The organism is Pseudomonas sp. Irchel 3H3 (genome assembly GCF_900187635.1).
Lineage (GTDB): Bacteria > Pseudomonadota > Gammaproteobacteria > Pseudomonadales > Pseudomonadaceae > Aquipseudomonas.
This window is the reverse complement of the sequence record NZ_FYEC01000005.1, coordinates 139,941-153,876: the sequence shown is the minus strand read 5'-3', so window position 1 is coordinate 153,876 and position 13,936 is coordinate 139,941. Positions and strand designations below refer to the sequence as shown.

At 61.5% G+C, this 13,936-nt stretch carries 11 protein-coding genes and 2 tRNA genes; 11 read left to right on the top strand and 2 right to left on the bottom strand.

What is annotated here, in order from left to right; all coding sequences use genetic code 11:
• Positions 1–79 precede the first annotated feature (79 nt).
• From CKW24_RS08295 to CKW24_RS08280, 4 genes are all read left to right on the top strand, one after another.
• Positions 80–156: transfer RNA gene (locus tag CKW24_RS08295), tRNA-Met, on the top strand.
• A 220-nt stretch (positions 157–376) separates the two neighbouring features.
• A tRNA-Met gene (locus CKW24_RS08290) sits at positions 377–453 on the top strand.
• A gap of 274 nt (positions 454–727) precedes the next feature.
• Entirely contained in the window at positions 728–3,370 is a 2,643-nt protein-coding gene (mprF, locus tag CKW24_RS08285) for a bifunctional lysylphosphatidylglycerol flippase/synthetase MprF (RefSeq protein ID WP_095166898.1), read from the top strand.
• A complete protein-coding gene (locus CKW24_RS08280) occupies positions 3,370–4,665 on the top strand; it encodes a virulence factor family protein (protein ID WP_095166896.1) in 1,296 nt (431 codons plus the stop codon). The genes mprF and CKW24_RS08280 overlap by 1 nt, the downstream gene beginning before the upstream one ends.
• A gap of 87 nt (positions 4,666–4,752) precedes the next feature.
• On the opposite strand, the gene CKW24_RS08275 is transcribed toward CKW24_RS08280, so the two are convergent.
• Complete coding sequence (locus CKW24_RS08275; protein ID WP_095166894.1) at positions 4,753–6,654, bottom strand: potassium transporter Kup; 1,902 nt, start codon at positions 6,652–6,654, stop codon at positions 4,753–4,755.
• Positions 6,655–6,942: 288 nt separating this feature from the next.
• On the opposite strand from CKW24_RS08275, the gene rimO reads away from it, so the two are divergent.
• The 6 genes from rimO (at position 6,943) to tsaA (ending at position 11,979) form a co-directional block, all read left to right on the top strand.
• Positions 6,943–8,280, top strand: coding sequence for a 30S ribosomal protein S12 methylthiotransferase RimO (gene rimO, locus CKW24_RS08265; protein ID WP_095166890.1), 1,338 nt, complete (start codon positions 6,943–6,945; stop codon positions 8,278–8,280).
• Positions 8,281–8,395: 115 nt separating this feature from the next.
• Positions 8,396–8,869: a GNAT family N-acetyltransferase gene (locus CKW24_RS08260; protein WP_095166887.1), complete on the top strand. Its 474-nt coding sequence runs from the start codon at positions 8,396–8,398 to the stop codon at positions 8,867–8,869.
• Between the two features lie 82 nt (positions 8,870–8,951).
• Positions 8,952–9,662 (top strand): rRNA pseudouridine synthase, encoded by a 711-nt coding sequence (locus tag CKW24_RS08255; protein ID WP_095166885.1) that lies wholly within the window; start codon positions 8,952–8,954, stop codon positions 9,660–9,662.
• A 67-nt stretch (positions 9,663–9,729) separates the two neighbouring features.
• Positions 9,730–10,194 (top strand): DUF1456 family protein, encoded by a 465-nt coding sequence (locus CKW24_RS08250; protein ID WP_095166883.1) that lies wholly within the window; start codon positions 9,730–9,732, stop codon positions 10,192–10,194.
• Between the two features lie 150 nt (positions 10,195–10,344).
• A complete protein-coding gene (locus CKW24_RS08245) occupies positions 10,345–11,115 on the top strand; it encodes an SDR family oxidoreductase (protein WP_095166881.1) in 771 nt (256 codons plus the stop codon).
• A 165-nt stretch (positions 11,116–11,280) separates the two neighbouring features.
• Positions 11,281–11,979: a tRNA (N6-threonylcarbamoyladenosine(37)-N6)-methyltransferase TrmO gene (gene tsaA / locus CKW24_RS08240; RefSeq protein ID WP_095166880.1), complete on the top strand. Its 699-nt coding sequence runs from the start codon at positions 11,281–11,283 to the stop codon at positions 11,977–11,979.
• Positions 11,980–12,110: 131 nt separating this feature from the next.
• On the opposite strand, the gene fpr is transcribed toward tsaA, so the two are convergent.
• Complete coding sequence (fpr, locus tag CKW24_RS08235; protein ID WP_003443014.1) at positions 12,111–12,890, bottom strand: ferredoxin-NADP reductase; 780 nt, start codon at positions 12,888–12,890, stop codon at positions 12,111–12,113.
• A gap of 119 nt (positions 12,891–13,009) precedes the next feature.
• On the opposite strand from fpr, the gene CKW24_RS08230 reads away from it, so the two are divergent.
• Positions 13,010–13,936 (top strand): LysR family transcriptional regulator, encoded by a 927-nt coding sequence (locus tag CKW24_RS08230; RefSeq protein ID WP_095166878.1) that lies wholly within the window; start codon positions 13,010–13,012, stop codon positions 13,934–13,936.

Below are 13,936 nucleotides of genomic sequence, written 5' to 3'. Positions count from 1 at the left end.
AAGCGCTTGAACAGGAACAGATTTTTCTCAGTTAGCGGTTGACACCCCAGCGATCCTCTGTAGAATGCCGACACACAGACGCGGGATGGAGCAGTCTGGTAGCTCGTCGGGCTCATAACCCGAAGGTCGTCGGTTCAAATCCGGCTCCCGCAACCAAACATCAAAAAAGGCTACTCGAAAGAGTGGCCTTTTTTGTGCGTGGGTGTTTTTGCCCACAACCTTTGAAGGCATAACCGAGACGCGACAAATTCTCGTTATGCTTCTGACACTTAAGTGCAGCCCCCGCGTCTTTCCAGGGCAATTTACGTTTATTTGACCCAATCCACGATTAACGGTTGACACCCCTGCGTTCCTCTGTAGAATGCCGCCACACAGACGCGGGATGGAGCAGTCTGGTAGCTCGTCGGGCTCATAACCCGAAGGTCGTCGGTTCAAATCCGGCTCCCGCAACCAAACATCAAAAAAGGCTACTCGAAAGAGTGGCCTTTTTTGTATCTGCAGAAAAAGCCCTTTCGCAACAATGGTCCGGCAAGGTACTGCGAACCTTTGCCGCCCTCCCAGATCCATCAAGCTATGCTCAATCGCAGGCGACCCTTCCAGCATTGAATCGCGCCCACGCGCCAAGGCTCAATGACAGGCGTCAGTATTTGTAACTTTTTTTTACAACAGGGATTGGTAACTTGGCTGGATACCCCCATCCTGTCGCGCACAATCCAAGAGGTGATTGATGCGCGCCAACTCGTCTGATTCACAAGACACCGTCACTGCGACCCAACCGATCAAAGCCACACGCCTGCATTGGCTGGATCTGCTCAGCAAGTACCGCCAGCCCATCGGCCTGGCCGTGACCTTGTTGCTGTTCGCGATTGCCTTGATTGCCTGTCGCCATCTATTAAGCGAACTGGATCTCTACGCCCTGCATGACTCCATCCTGCAAGTGCCACAACCGGCCTTGCTCGGCGCCCTGGGTGCAACGATCGTCGGCTTCATCATCCTGCTCGGCTATGAGTGGTCGGCATCGCGCTATGCCGGTGTAAGCCTACCGGCCCGCAGCCTGATGTTCGGCGGCTTCAGCGCATTTGCCATTGGCAACGCCATAGGCCTGTCATTGCTCTCGGGCGGCTCGGTGCGTTACCGGCTCTACGCGCGTCACGGCCTCGGGGCTTCGGAAGTCGCCCACATGACCCTGTTTGCCAGCCTGTCCCTGGGCTGCGCCCTGCCCCCGCTGGCAGCCCTGGCGACCCTGAGCAACCTGCCGGCCGCCTCTGCCGCCCTGCACTTGTCCGAGGCCCTGCTGGGCGGCATCGCGATTGCCGTGCTGCTGCTCTGTGCGGTCCTGGCGATTGGCATCTACCGGCGGCGCCTGCCCGAGCAACCCTACCCGGACAACCTGCTGGTGCGTGCCGGGCGCCGCACCCTGCGCCTGCCGGGCCGGCGCCTGACCTTCCTGCAACTGATCATCACCGCGCTCGACGTCGCCGCGGCTGCCACCGTGTTGTATCTGCTGCTGCCGGAAACCCCGCCATTCGGTGCATTCCTGCTGGTCTACCTGCTGGCCCTGGCCGCGGGCGTGCTCAGCCACGTGCCCGGTGGCGTCGGCGTGTTCGAGGCCATTCTGCTGGCGGCCTTTGCCGACAAGCTCGGCGCCGCGCCGCTGGCCGCCGCCCTGCTGCTGTATCGCCTGATCTATGTGATCCTGCCAATGCTGGTGGCCTGCCTGCTGCTGTTGATCAATGAGGCCCAACGCCTGTTCAACAGCCGTGAGGCGCTGCGCACCGCTTCCGGCCTCGCCGCGCCGGTGCTCGCGGTGCTGGTGTTCCTGTCTGGCGTGGTCCTGCTGTTTTCCGGTGCCACACCGGAGATCGACACCCGCCTGGAACACATCGGTTTTCTGATCCCCCATCGCCTGATCGACGCCTCGCACTTCGGCGCCAGCCTGATCGGCGTACTGTGCCTGTTGCTGGCCCAGGGCCTGCGCCGGCGCCTGTCGGCCGCCTGGATGCTCACCACCGTGCTGCTGCTGGCCGGTGCCTTGCTGTCGCTGCTCAAGGGCTTCGACTGGGAAGAAGCCAGCCTGCTGATCCTGACGGCCAGCCTGCTGGCGATCTTCCGCCGCTCGTTCTATCGCCCCAGTCGCCTGACCGAACTGCCCTTCTCGCCGCTGTACCTGGTGGCCAGCGTGTGCGTGTTGGCTGCGTCGATCTGGCTGCTGCTGTTCGCCTACCAGGATGTGCCCTACAGCCACCAACTATGGTGGCAGTTCACCCTGGATTCCGATGCACCGCGCGGCTTGCGTTCGCTGCTCGGTGCCGCGGTGCTGCTGGTGGTGGTGTCGCTGACCTGGCTGCTGCGCACTGCCCGCCCGGCCATTGACCTGCCCGACGCCACTGACCTGGCAAAAGCGCAGAAGATCCTGATGGCCTCGGCCCAACCGGACGGCGGCCTGGCCCTGACCGGGGACAAGGCGTTGCTGTTCCACCCCAACGGCGACGCCTTCTTGATGTATGCCCGGCGCGGCCGCAGCCTGGTTGCCCTGTACGACCCGATCGGCCAGCCGCAACAGCGTGCCGAGATGATCTGGCAGTTCCGCGACCTCTGCGACCTGCATCACGCCCGCCCGGTGTTTTATCAGGTGCGCGCAGAAAACCTGCCCTACTACATGGACATCGGCCTGACCGCCATCAAGCTCGGCGAAGAGGCGCGGGTCGACCTGCTGCGCTTTGACCTGGAAGCCAAGGGCAAGGAGATGAAGGACCTGCGCTACACCTGGAACCGCGGCACCCGTGATGGCCTGTCGTTGGAAATCCACGAGCCCGGCCAGGCGCCGATGGACGAGCTGAAAGTGATTTCCGATGCCTGGCTCACCGGCAAGAACGTGCGCGAGAAAGGCTTCTCCCTGGGCCGCTTCAGCGATGACTACCTGAAGCACTTTCGCATTGCGATCATTCGTTTTGAGGGGCGCCCGGTGGCATTTGCCAACCTGCTCGAGACCTACAGCCACGACCTGGCCAGCCTCGACCTGATGCGCGCGCACCCGGACGCCCCCAAGTTGACCATGGAATTCATGATGGTCGGCCTGATTCAGCATTATAAGAACCACGGCTATGCACGCTTCAGCCTGGGCATGGTGCCATTGTCGGGCTTGCAACCCCGGCGTGGCGCGCCACTGACCCAGCGCCTCGGCTCGATGGTGTTTCGCCGGGGCGAGCAGCTCTACAATTTCCAGGGGCTGCGCCGCTTCAAAGACAAGTTCCAGCCTGACTGGGAACCTCGTTACATGGCCGTGCCCGCCGGACTCGATCCGCTGGTGGCACTGGCCGATACCGCCGCCCTGATTGCGGGCGGCTTGACTGGATTGGTGAAACGCTGATGATTCAACGCTCCTGGCGGTATGTATTGGCCACTCTGGTGGCTCTGGCTGTGATCCTTGGCGGTGGTTACTGGTACTGGAACCGTCCAGCCCCACAACCCACCGTGGAACTGTTGACGCCGGCTGACGGCGCGCCCATGACCCGGGTCATTCCGGGCACCCAGGCGCGCGCCCAGGTGATCGTCGCGGTCAATGCAGAGCAGAAGCTCAGCGACACCCAGTTGATCACCCTCAGCCGTGGCGGCGCAGCAGAAATCGTCCAGGTGATCCTGCCCAAGGACTGCATGTTGCAAGGACGTGCCCTGCAGTCGGCGCTCAAGCAGCTCAACGGCCCAGCCACCCTGGTCAGCGGTATCGGCCCGGGCGCAGTACTGGCGTGGCGCTGGCTGGCCGAGCAGAAGGACGACAAGTCCCAGGCGGTCTCGGTCGACCTGGCCCTGGAGAAACCCGGCTGCACCCACCTGCTGCCAAAAAGCGCCGCCCACGGCCACTGGCTGGTAGCGTGGAACGATAACCCCGACGACACCAGTGCCGGTTTCGTACGGGACCAGGCCAATGCGCAAACCAGCATCAGCGACTACGACATCAACCTGCCACAGGTGCTGAACAACGAACTGCGCAAGCTGCTGATCGGTGCCGACAAGGGCAATGGCGGCCTGAACATTCCGGTGGTCGAAGTGCCTGCCGGCCAGGCCAAGGACACCGTCACCCTGTTCCTCTCCGGCGACGGCGGCTGGCGCGACCTGGACCGCGACGTGGCCGGTGAAATGGCCAAGATCGGCTACCCGGTGGTTGGCATCGACACCCTGCGCTACTACTGGCAGCACAAAAGCCCCGAGCAGAGCGCCATCGACCTCGCCGAGCTGATGCAGCACTACCGGCAGAAATGGGGCACCAAGCGCTTCATCCTCACCGGCTACTCATTTGGTGCCGACGTCCTGCCCGCCATCTACAACCGCCTGGCGGAATCGGAGCAGCAACGGGTCGACGCGATCATCCTGCTGGCCTTCGCCCGCACTGGCAGCTTCGAGATCGAAGTCGAAGGCTGGCTCGGCAACGCCGGCAAGGAAGCCGCCACCGGCCCGGAAATGGCCAAGCTGCCCGCCGCCAAAGTGGTGTGCATCTACGGCGAGGAAGAAGCGGACGAGAGCGGCTGCACCGATAAGACTGCCGTGGGCCAAGCCATGAAGCTGCCTGGCGGGCACCACTTCGACGAGAACTACCCGGCTCTGGCCCAGCGGTTGGTGGATATCATCGAGAAGCGCCAGGGCGCTGACAAGGTCGCTGAAGACTGAGTGCGCCCCCCAACAAAAAGCCCCCGCTATCGCACGATAGCGGGGGCTTTTTGTTACAACTGACCGACCTCGGCGCTGACCGGCGAACTACATCTCCACCTGCGTCCCCAACTCAATCACCCGGTTCAGCGGCAGATTGAAGAAGCGCAGGTTGCCGTTGGCGTTTTTCAACATGAAGGCGAACAACGCTTCGCGCCAGCGGGCCATGCCTTCGAGCTTGGAGGCGATCACCGTCTCGCGGCTGAGGAAGTAGGTGGTGCGCATCGGGCTGAAGTCCAGCTCATCGAGATGACACAGCTTCAGCGCCTGCGGCACGTCCGGCTCGTCGACGAAACCAAAGTGCAGGATCACCCGGAAGAACCCTTCGCCGTGCGCCTCGACCTCAAAGCGCCGCGCTGGCGGTACCCGTGGGATGTCTTCGTAGACCACGGTCAGCAGCACTACCTGCTCGTGCAGCACCTGGTTATGCAGCAGGTTGTGCAACAACGCGTGGGGCACCGCGTCCGGGCGTGCGGTGAGGAACACCGCCGTACCCTGGACCCGATGGGGTGGCTGCACACGGATGCTGCTGATGAAGATCGGCAAAGGCAGGCCGCCCTCGTCCATCCGCTCGACCAACAGTTGTTTACCGCGTTTCCAGGTGGTCATCAGGACGAACAGCGCCAGACCGGCGATTACCGGAAAGGCCCCGCCCTGGACGATTTTCGGCACGTTGGCAGCGAAATACAGACCGTCCACCAGCAAGAAGCCCAGCAACACCGGGACGGCGAGCAGTGGAGGCCATTTCCACAGCAACAGCATGACCGCCGACACCAGGATGGTGGTCATCAGCATGGTGCCCGTCACCGCCACCCCGTACGCCGAGGCCAACGCCCCGGAGGATTCAAAACCGAGTACCAGCAGGATCACCCCGACCATCAGCGACCAGTTCACCGCGCCAATGTAGATCTGGCCCTGTTCGGCACTGGAGGTGTGCTGGATGTGCATGCGCGGAATGTAGCCGAGCTGGATCGCCTGGCGGGTCAGGGAGAACGCCCCGGAAATCACCGCCTGGGAGGCAATCACCGTGGCCAGGGTCGACAGGCCGACCAACGGAATCAAGGCCCAGCTTGGCGCCAGCAGATAGAAGGGGTTGCGGGCCGCGCTCGGATCGCCGAGCAGCAATGCGCCCTGACCGAAGTAATTCAGCACCAGCGCCGGCAGTACCAGGATGAACCAGGCGCGGGCAATCGGCTTGCGGCCGAAGTGGCCCATGTCGGCGTACAGCGCTTCAGCACCGGTCAATGCCAGCACCACCGCACCGAGGATTGCCACGCCCATGCCCGGGTGGACAATGAAGAAGCGCACACCCCAGACCGGGTTCATCGCCTGCAGCACTTCCGGATGTTGCAGGATGCCGTAGACACCCAGCGCGCCCAGCACCAGAAACCAGGTGACCATGATCGGCCCGAACAGAATGCCGATACGCGCAGTGCCATGGCGTTGGATCAGGAATAGCGCCACCAGCACCACCAGCGACAGCGGCACCACCCAGTGGTCAATGCCGTCGAATGCCAGTCCCAGGCCTTCAATCGCCGAGAGCACGGAAATCGCCGGGGTAATCATGCTGTCGCCATAAAACAGCGCTGCGCCGATCAGCCCGCAGACCACCAGCAAGGTGCGCAATCGGGCATGTCCGGCCGCCGCTCGCCGCGCCAGCGCGGTCAAGGCCATGATCCCGCCTTCGCCCTGGTTGTCGGCACGTAGCACAAACATCATGTACTTGATCGACACCACCCAGATCAACGACCAGAAGATCAGCGCCAGAATCCCCAGGACGCCGTCATGGTTGACCGGTACGCCATAGTTCCCGGAGAAGACCTCCTTGAGGGTGTACAGCGGGCTCGTGCCGATATCGCCGTAAACCACCCCAACTGCCGCCACCAGCATGCCGATCGGCTTGGCCGCCGAATGCTCGGAACCTGCCGCCTGACTACTTGCCTGCCCCATCCACCACCCCTACTACCCAGACCCGGACTGCCTTGGAAAAGCACGACGCTTTATCGTGCAGCATGCGCTGTTTTACTTTCCGTTACAGACGTTTTGTTGACTGTAAGAAATCGGCAAAGCCCAACGGCGCGAAGCATAGCGCAGCACTCGTCGTATTTCCCTGCATAAAGCTGGTCAAGTGGGCCGACCATCGCTAGAATTGCGCACTTTTTGATCAGAGGCGCTGTAAGCGCCCGTCTGTCGCCTTGCCGTTTCCGGCTGGAGGCGTCACAAATACCGAGGTTAGACATGTCCACCACTCCTGCGTCGGCCAACCCCAAGGTTGGCTTCGTATCCCTGGGTTGCCCAAAAGCGCTGGTCGACTCCGAGCGCATCCTTACCCAACTGCGTATGGAAGGCTATGACGTCGTGTCCACCTATCAGGACGCGGACGTCGTGGTGGTCAACACCTGTGGCTTCATCGACTCGGCCAAGGCCGAATCCCTGGAAGTGATCGGCGAAGCCATCAAGGAAAACGGCAAGGTCATCGTGACCGGCTGCATGGGCGTCGAAGAAGGCAATATCCGCAACGTGCACCCAAGCGTGCTGGCCGTCACCGGCCCGCAACAGTACGAGCAAGTGGTCAATGCCGTGCACCAGGTCGTGCCGCCGCGCCAGGATCACAACCCGCTGATCGACCTGGTGCCGCCACAAGGCATCAAGCTGACCCCGCGCCACTACGCCTACCTGAAGATTTCCGAAGGCTGCAACCACAGCTGCAGCTTCTGCATCATCCCGTCGATGCGCGGCAAGCTGGTCAGCCGCCCGGTGGGCGATGTGCTGGACGAAGCCCAGCGCCTGGTCAAGTCCGGCGTCAAGGAACTGCTGGTTATCTCCCAGGACACCAGCGCCTACGGCGTTGACGTCAAGTACCGCACCGGGTTCTGGAACGGCGCGCCGGTGAAAACCCGCATGACCGAACTCTGCGAAGCCCTCAGCACCCTCGGTGTCTGGGTGCGCCTGCACTACGTTTACCCGTACCCGCACGTCGACGAGCTGATCCCGCTGATGGCCGCGGGCAAGATCCTGCCGTACCTGGACATCCCGTTCCAGCACGCCAGCCCGAAAGTCCTCAAGTCGATGAAACGCCCGGCCTTCGAAGACAAGACCCTGGCGCGCATCAAGAACTGGCGCGAAATCTGCCCGGACCTGATCATCCGCTCGACCTTCATCGTCGGCTTCCCTGGCGAAACCGAAGAAGACTTCCAGTACCTGTTGAACTGGCTGACCGAAGCGCAACTCGACCGCGTGGGCTGCTTCCAGTACTCGCCGGTAGAAGGCGCACCGGCCAACGATCTGGACCTGGAAGTAGTCCCGGACGACGTCAAGCAGGACCGTTGGGAGCGTTTCATGGCGCACCAACAGGCCATCAGTTCGGCACGCCTGCAAATGCGTATCGGCCGGGAAATCGAAGTGCTGGTCGATGAAGTCGACGAGCAAGGCGCGGTCGGCCGCTGCTTCTTCGATGCCCCGGAAATCGACGGCAACGTATTTATCGACAACGGCAGCAACCTCAAGCCAGGCGATAAAGTCTGGTGCAAGGTGACTGATGCCGACGAGTACGACCTGTGGGCTGAACAGATCTAAGACAGGGCATCCCCTACGGATTGCTCTGACTCCAAAAAGCCCCGCTCTTTTTCATGAGATGCGGGGCTTTTTTACGGCTATCGTTTGCTTATCCACTAAAAAGAGGCAGGCGGGCATGCGTCAGCATTCGGTCATCCACACACCGACACTCAGCGATTATCAGGAACTGACCCAGGTCTGGGAGGCATCAGTGCGTGCGACCCACGATTTTCTGCCAGACAGCTACATCGAGTTGCTGCGCAACCTGGTGCTCACCCGCTACCTCGACGCGGTGATGCTGATCTGCACCCGCGACAAACAGCAGCACATCAGCGGCTTCGCCGGGGTTGCCGCCGGCAAGATCGAAATGCTCTTCATCGCCCCCCAGCATCGTGGCGAAGGCCTGGGTAAACAGTTGTTGCAGTACGCCATGCAACACCTGAATGCCGATGAACTGGACGTCAACGAGCAGAATCCGCAGGCCCTGGGCTTCTACTACAAGCAAGGGTTTGAAGTGATCGGACGCTCGGCAGTCGACGGCATGGGCCAGCCCTATCCGTTGCTGCACATGCGTTTGAAGCAGTCCAGGCCGCAAGCCCTGCGCGGCTAAAAGCCACACAAGGCAAATGGACCCGCGATTAACCGGCGCGAGGCAGGTACAATGCCTGCCCCCTTTTTGTTACGGCCCTGTCATGACTGACCCGATTCGTCTTTCCAAACGCCTCATCGAACTCGTCGGCTGTTCCCGTCGGGAGGCTGAGCTGTTCATTGAAGGCGGCTGGGTCACCGTGGACGGCGAAGTCATCGACGAGCCGCAGTTCAAGGTCGATAACCAGAAAGTCGCGCTCGACCCTGAGGCCAAGGCCACTGCGCCGGAGCCGGTGACCATCCTGCTGCATGCTCCTGCGGGCATGGACGTGGAGAGCGCCCAGCAATTGATCAGCGCCGACACCCTGAGCGAAGAGCACCGTTTCAGCAAGCGCCCGCTCAAGGGGCATTTCCTGCGCCTGACCGTCAGTGCCGACCTGCAGGCCAACGCCAGCGGCCTGCTGGTGTTCACCCAGGACTGGAAGATCCTGCGCAAGCTCACGGCCGACGCGAGCAAGATCGAGCAAGAGTATGTGGTCGAAGTCGAAGGCGACATGGTCGCCCACGGCCTCAACCGCCTGAACCACGGCCTGACCTACAAGGGCAAGGAATTGCCAGCGGTCAAAGCCAGCTGGCAGAACGAAAACCGCCTGCGCTTCGCGATGAAGAACCCGCAACCGGGAATCATCGCCCTGCTCTGCCAGGCGGTCGGCCTCAAGGTCATTGCCATCCGCCGCATCCGTATCGGCGGAGTTTCCATCGGCAAGGTTCCGCTGGGCCAATGGCGCTATCTGTCCGCCAAAGAGAAATTCTGAGGCTGCCACTCATTTCGGTGTCGCCGGTACCGGCAACGCCCACAGCTGAATGATCAGGACTGCACACATGATTCATAACGACGTACTGCGCAGCGTGCGCTACATGCTCGACATCAGCGACAACAAGGTCGTCGAGATCATCAAACTCGGCGGCATGGACGTCACCAAGGAAGACCTCGTTACCTACCTCAAGAAAGACGAGGAAGAAGGTTTCGTGTTCTGCCCCGACGACGTCATGGCGCATTTCCTCGATGGCCTGGTGATCTTCAAGCGGGGCAAGGACGAAAGCCGTCCGCCACAGCCGATCGAAACGCCGGTGACCAACAACATCATCCTGAAGAAACTGCGCGTGGCCTTCGAACTGAAGGAAGACGACATGCACGCCATCCTCAAGGCCTCCGAGTTCCCGGTGTCCAAGCCGGAGCTGAGCGCACTGTTTCGCAAGTTCGGCCACACCAACTACCGCCCGTGTGGCGACCAGTTGCTGCGCAACTTCCTCAAGGGCCTGACCCTGCGCGTCCGTCCGCAGTAAGAGCCGGCCAGCCGGCGATGGCGCCCTTCTAAACGCCATCGCCCGCAGCTCGACCCGCCCGTATGGCGGCACATTCCCGGTAAAAATAGTGGCTCCGCTTCCCGCGGCTGACGACTAGGGTGTAGTGACCCTCAGTTATCAGGATTCGCCATGCACCCCTACTTCTCCCTGCAAGGCCGCACCGCTCTGGTGACCGGCGGCACCCGTGGTATCGGCAAAATGATCGCCAAAGCCTTCGTCGAAGCAGGAGCGACGGTGTATGTCTGCGCGCGCGACGCCGAGGCCTGCCAACAGACAGCCGATGAACTGGGCGCCCTGGGGCACTGCCACGCGATCGCGGCCAACCTCGCCACAGAAGAAGGCGTCGCCCAATTGGCCAGTCGTCTCGGCGAACACGTGAGCCACCTGGACATCCTGGTGAACAATGCCGGCACCACCTGGGGAGCGCCGCTGGAGAGCTACCCAGTCAAGGGCTGGGAAAAAGTCATGCAGTTGAACGTGACCTCGGTATTCAACTGCATCCAGCAATTCCTGCCGCTGTTGCGCAAGGCCGGTTCGGCCGCCAATCCGGCCCGGATCATCAACATCGGCTCGGTCGCCGGGATTTCCTCCTTCGGTGAACAGGCCTACGCCTACGGCCCGAGCAAGGCAGCCCTGCACCAACTGTCGCGGATTCTCGCCAGGGAGTTGGTCAGCCAGCACATCAACGTCAACGTGATTGCCCCGGGACGCTTCCCGAGCAAGATGACCCAGCACATCGGTAATGATGAACTGGCACTGGCCGAGGATACGGCGTTGATCCCGATGAAGCGCTGGGGCCGCGTGGAAGAGATGGCGGCGCTGGCGATCAGTCTGGCGAGCACTGCTGGAGCGTATATGACCGGGAACATTATTCCGCTGGATGGCGGATTCAGTCTCTGAAATCGGCGGTGAGGCCATCGCGGGCAAGCCACGCTCCCACAGGGTTCTCGAGCGCACACAAAACCTGTGGGAGCGGCTTGCTCGCGAAGAGGCCGGTACAGGCACAACTGAATCCAGACTGATCGGGGTATCATGCCCGCCTCTATCCCGCCTCGACCGCAAACCATGACCTACAGCGTTTCCCCCATCGGTTTTGTGCACTCCTGCTTCAAGGAGAAGTTCGCCATTCCCCGCCAACCCCAACTGGCCCCGGCCGCGCGGGGCATCCTGGAGCTGGTGGCACCGTTCGACCAGGGTGATGCGGTACAGGGCCTGGAGCAGGTCAGTCACGTCTGGCTGCTGTTCCTGTTTCACCAGGCCCTGGAAGACAAGCCACGGCTCAAGGTGCGCCCACCGCGCCTGGGCGGCAACAAATCCATGGGCGTGTTTGCCACGCGCGCAACCCACCGTCCCAATGGCATCGGGCAGTCAGTGGTGAAACTGGACAAGGTCGAGGCGAATCGCCTTTGGATTTCGGGCATCGACCTGCTCGATGGCACGCCGGTTCTGGACATCAAACCCTACGTCCCCTACGCCGACATCATCGACACCGCCTCCAACAGCATCGCCAGTGCCGCGCCGCAGCTGATTCCCGTGCAGTGGACGGACGCAGCGCTGCAACAGGCTCACGCGCACGCTCAGCGCCTTGCAGAGCCGCTGGTGGAGCTGATCGAGCAATGCTTGGCACAAGACCCACGCCCGGCCTACCAAATTCCTACATCCGCGCGGGAATATGGCGCGCAGTTTTGGGATCTGGATGTGCGATGGCATTACCCCGAGGCCGGCCTGATTCGCGTCCTCGAAGTCATTCCCGCGAACGCCTGATCACCAGAAACAACTGTGGGAGCGAGCAGGCTCGCGATTTCAGTGTGAAAGCCAACATTGATGTCGACTGGCACTCCCCTATCGCGAGCAGGCTCGCTCCCACAGGTAAAACACAGCAGTTGCGCGCCTGCTTACTTCTCGACGAACGCACGCTCGATCAGGTAGTCACCCGGCTCACGCATACGCGGCGACACTTTCAGGCCGAAGCTGTTGAGCACTTCGCTGGTCTCGTCGAGCATGCTCGGGCTGCCGCACAACATGGCGCGGTCGTCCTGCGGGTTGATCGGGGGCAGGCCGATGTCGCTGAACAGCTTGCCGCTGCGCATCAGGTCGGTCAGACGGCCTTCGTTTTCGAATGGCTCGCGGGTCACGGTCGGGTAGTAGATCAACTTGTCACGCAGGGCTTCGCCGAAGAACTCGTTCTGCGGCAGGTGCTCGGTGATGAACTCGCGGTAAGCGACTTCGTTGACGTAACGCACGCCGTGGCACAGGATTACTTTTTCGAAACGCTCGTAGGTTTCCGGATCCTGGATCACGCTCATGAAAGGCGCCAGGCCGGTACCAGTACTGAGCAGGTACAGATGTTTGCCAGGTTTGAGGTCGTCCAGCACCAGCGTGCCCGTAGGCTTCTTGCTGATGATGATCTCGTCGCCTTCCTTGAGGTGCTGCAACTGGGAAGTCAGCGGGCCATCAGGCACCTTGATGCTGAAGAACTCCAGATGCTCTTCCCAGTTTGGGCTGGCAATCGAGTAAGCACGCATAAGCGGGCGGCCGTTGGGCTGTTGCAGGCCGATCATCACGAACTGACCGTTCTCGAAGCGCAGGCCCGGATCGCGGGTGCACTTGAAGCTGAACAGAGTGTCGTTCCAGTGGTGAACACTGAGGACACGCTCGTGGTTCATGTTGCTCATGTACGTGGGACTCCTGGAGATTTTGCCTGCGCCGCTGTGCGCAATTGCATCGCATTCTAATGGCAGCGACAATATCTGTTAAATGGATTATTAAGATAAGGGTTATCGGTTATATAGATATGCGATTTACTCTACGTCAACTTCAAGTCTTCGTCGCCGTTGCCCAGCAGGAAAGCGTATCCCGTGCTGCGGGTCTGCTCAACCTCTCGCAATCGGCGGCCAGCACCTCGATCACCGAGCTGGAGCGCCAGTGCAGCTGCCAATTGTTCGATCGCGCCGGCAAACGGCTGAGCCTCAACGCCCTGGGTAAACAGCTGTTGCCGCAAGCGGTGGCCCTGCTCGACCAGGCCAAGGAAATCGAGGACCTGCTCAACGGCAAGTCCGGTTTTGGTTCCCTGGCGGTCGGCGCCACACTGACCATCGGCAATTACCTGGCGACCTTGCTGATCGGTAGCTTCATGCAGCGCCACCCCGAGAGCCAGGTGAAGCTGCACGTCCAGAACACTGCCAATATCGTGCAACAGGTCGCGCACTATGAAATTGATCTGGGTCTAATCGAAGGCGACTGCAGCCATCCGGACATCGAAGTGCAGAGCTGGGTCGAAGATGAGCTGGTGGTGTTCTGCGCGCCCCAGCATCCGCTGGCACAACGCGGCACTGCCAGCATGGAGGAGCTTAGCCATGAGGCGTGGATTCTTCGCGAGCAGGGTTCCGGGACTCGCCTGACCTTCGATCAGGCCATGCGTCATCATCGCAGCGCGTTGAACATCCGCCTGGAGTTGGAACACACCGAAGCGATCAAACGTGCGGTCGAGTCTGGCCTGGGCATTGGCTGCATTTCCCGCCTGGCCCTGCGCGACGCCTTCCGACGCGGCAGCCTGGTGGCGGTGGAAACCCCGGATCTGGACCTTGCGCGGCAGTTCTACTTCATCTGGCACAAACAGAAATACCAGACCTCAGCCATGCGCGAATTCCTCGAACTGTGCCGCGCCTTCACCGCCGGGGTTCAGCGCAGCGACGAGATCGTGCTGCCGAGCATCGCCTGA

Excerpts from the sequence above, each read along its gene's own strand:
- mprF (WP_095166898.1), top strand. The coding sequence starts at position 728 with ATGCGCGCCAACTCGTCTGATTCACAAGACACCGTCACTGCGACCCAA.
- CKW24_RS08280 (WP_095166896.1), top strand. The coding sequence starts at position 3,370 with ATGATTCAACGCTCCTGGCGGTATGTATTGGCCACTCTGGTGGCTCTG.
- CKW24_RS08275 (WP_095166894.1), bottom strand. The coding sequence starts at position 6,654 with ATGGGGCAGGCAAGTAGTCAGGCGGCAGGTTCCGAGCATTCGGCGGCC.
- rimO (WP_095166890.1), top strand. The coding sequence starts at position 6,943 with ATGTCCACCACTCCTGCGTCGGCCAACCCCAAGGTTGGCTTCGTATCC.
- CKW24_RS08260 (WP_095166887.1), top strand. The coding sequence starts at position 8,396 with ATGCGTCAGCATTCGGTCATCCACACACCGACACTCAGCGATTATCAG.
- CKW24_RS08255 (WP_095166885.1), top strand. The coding sequence starts at position 8,952 with ATGACTGACCCGATTCGTCTTTCCAAACGCCTCATCGAACTCGTCGGC.
- CKW24_RS08250 (WP_095166883.1), top strand. The coding sequence starts at position 9,730 with ATGATTCATAACGACGTACTGCGCAGCGTGCGCTACATGCTCGACATC.
- CKW24_RS08245 (WP_095166881.1), top strand. The coding sequence starts at position 10,345 with ATGCACCCCTACTTCTCCCTGCAAGGCCGCACCGCTCTGGTGACCGGC.
- tsaA (WP_095166880.1), top strand. The coding sequence starts at position 11,281 with ATGACCTACAGCGTTTCCCCCATCGGTTTTGTGCACTCCTGCTTCAAG.
- fpr (WP_003443014.1), bottom strand. The coding sequence starts at position 12,890 with ATGAGCAACATGAACCACGAGCGTGTCCTCAGTGTTCACCACTGGAAC.
- CKW24_RS08230 (WP_095166878.1), top strand. The coding sequence starts at position 13,010 with ATGCGATTTACTCTACGTCAACTTCAAGTCTTCGTCGCCGTTGCCCAG.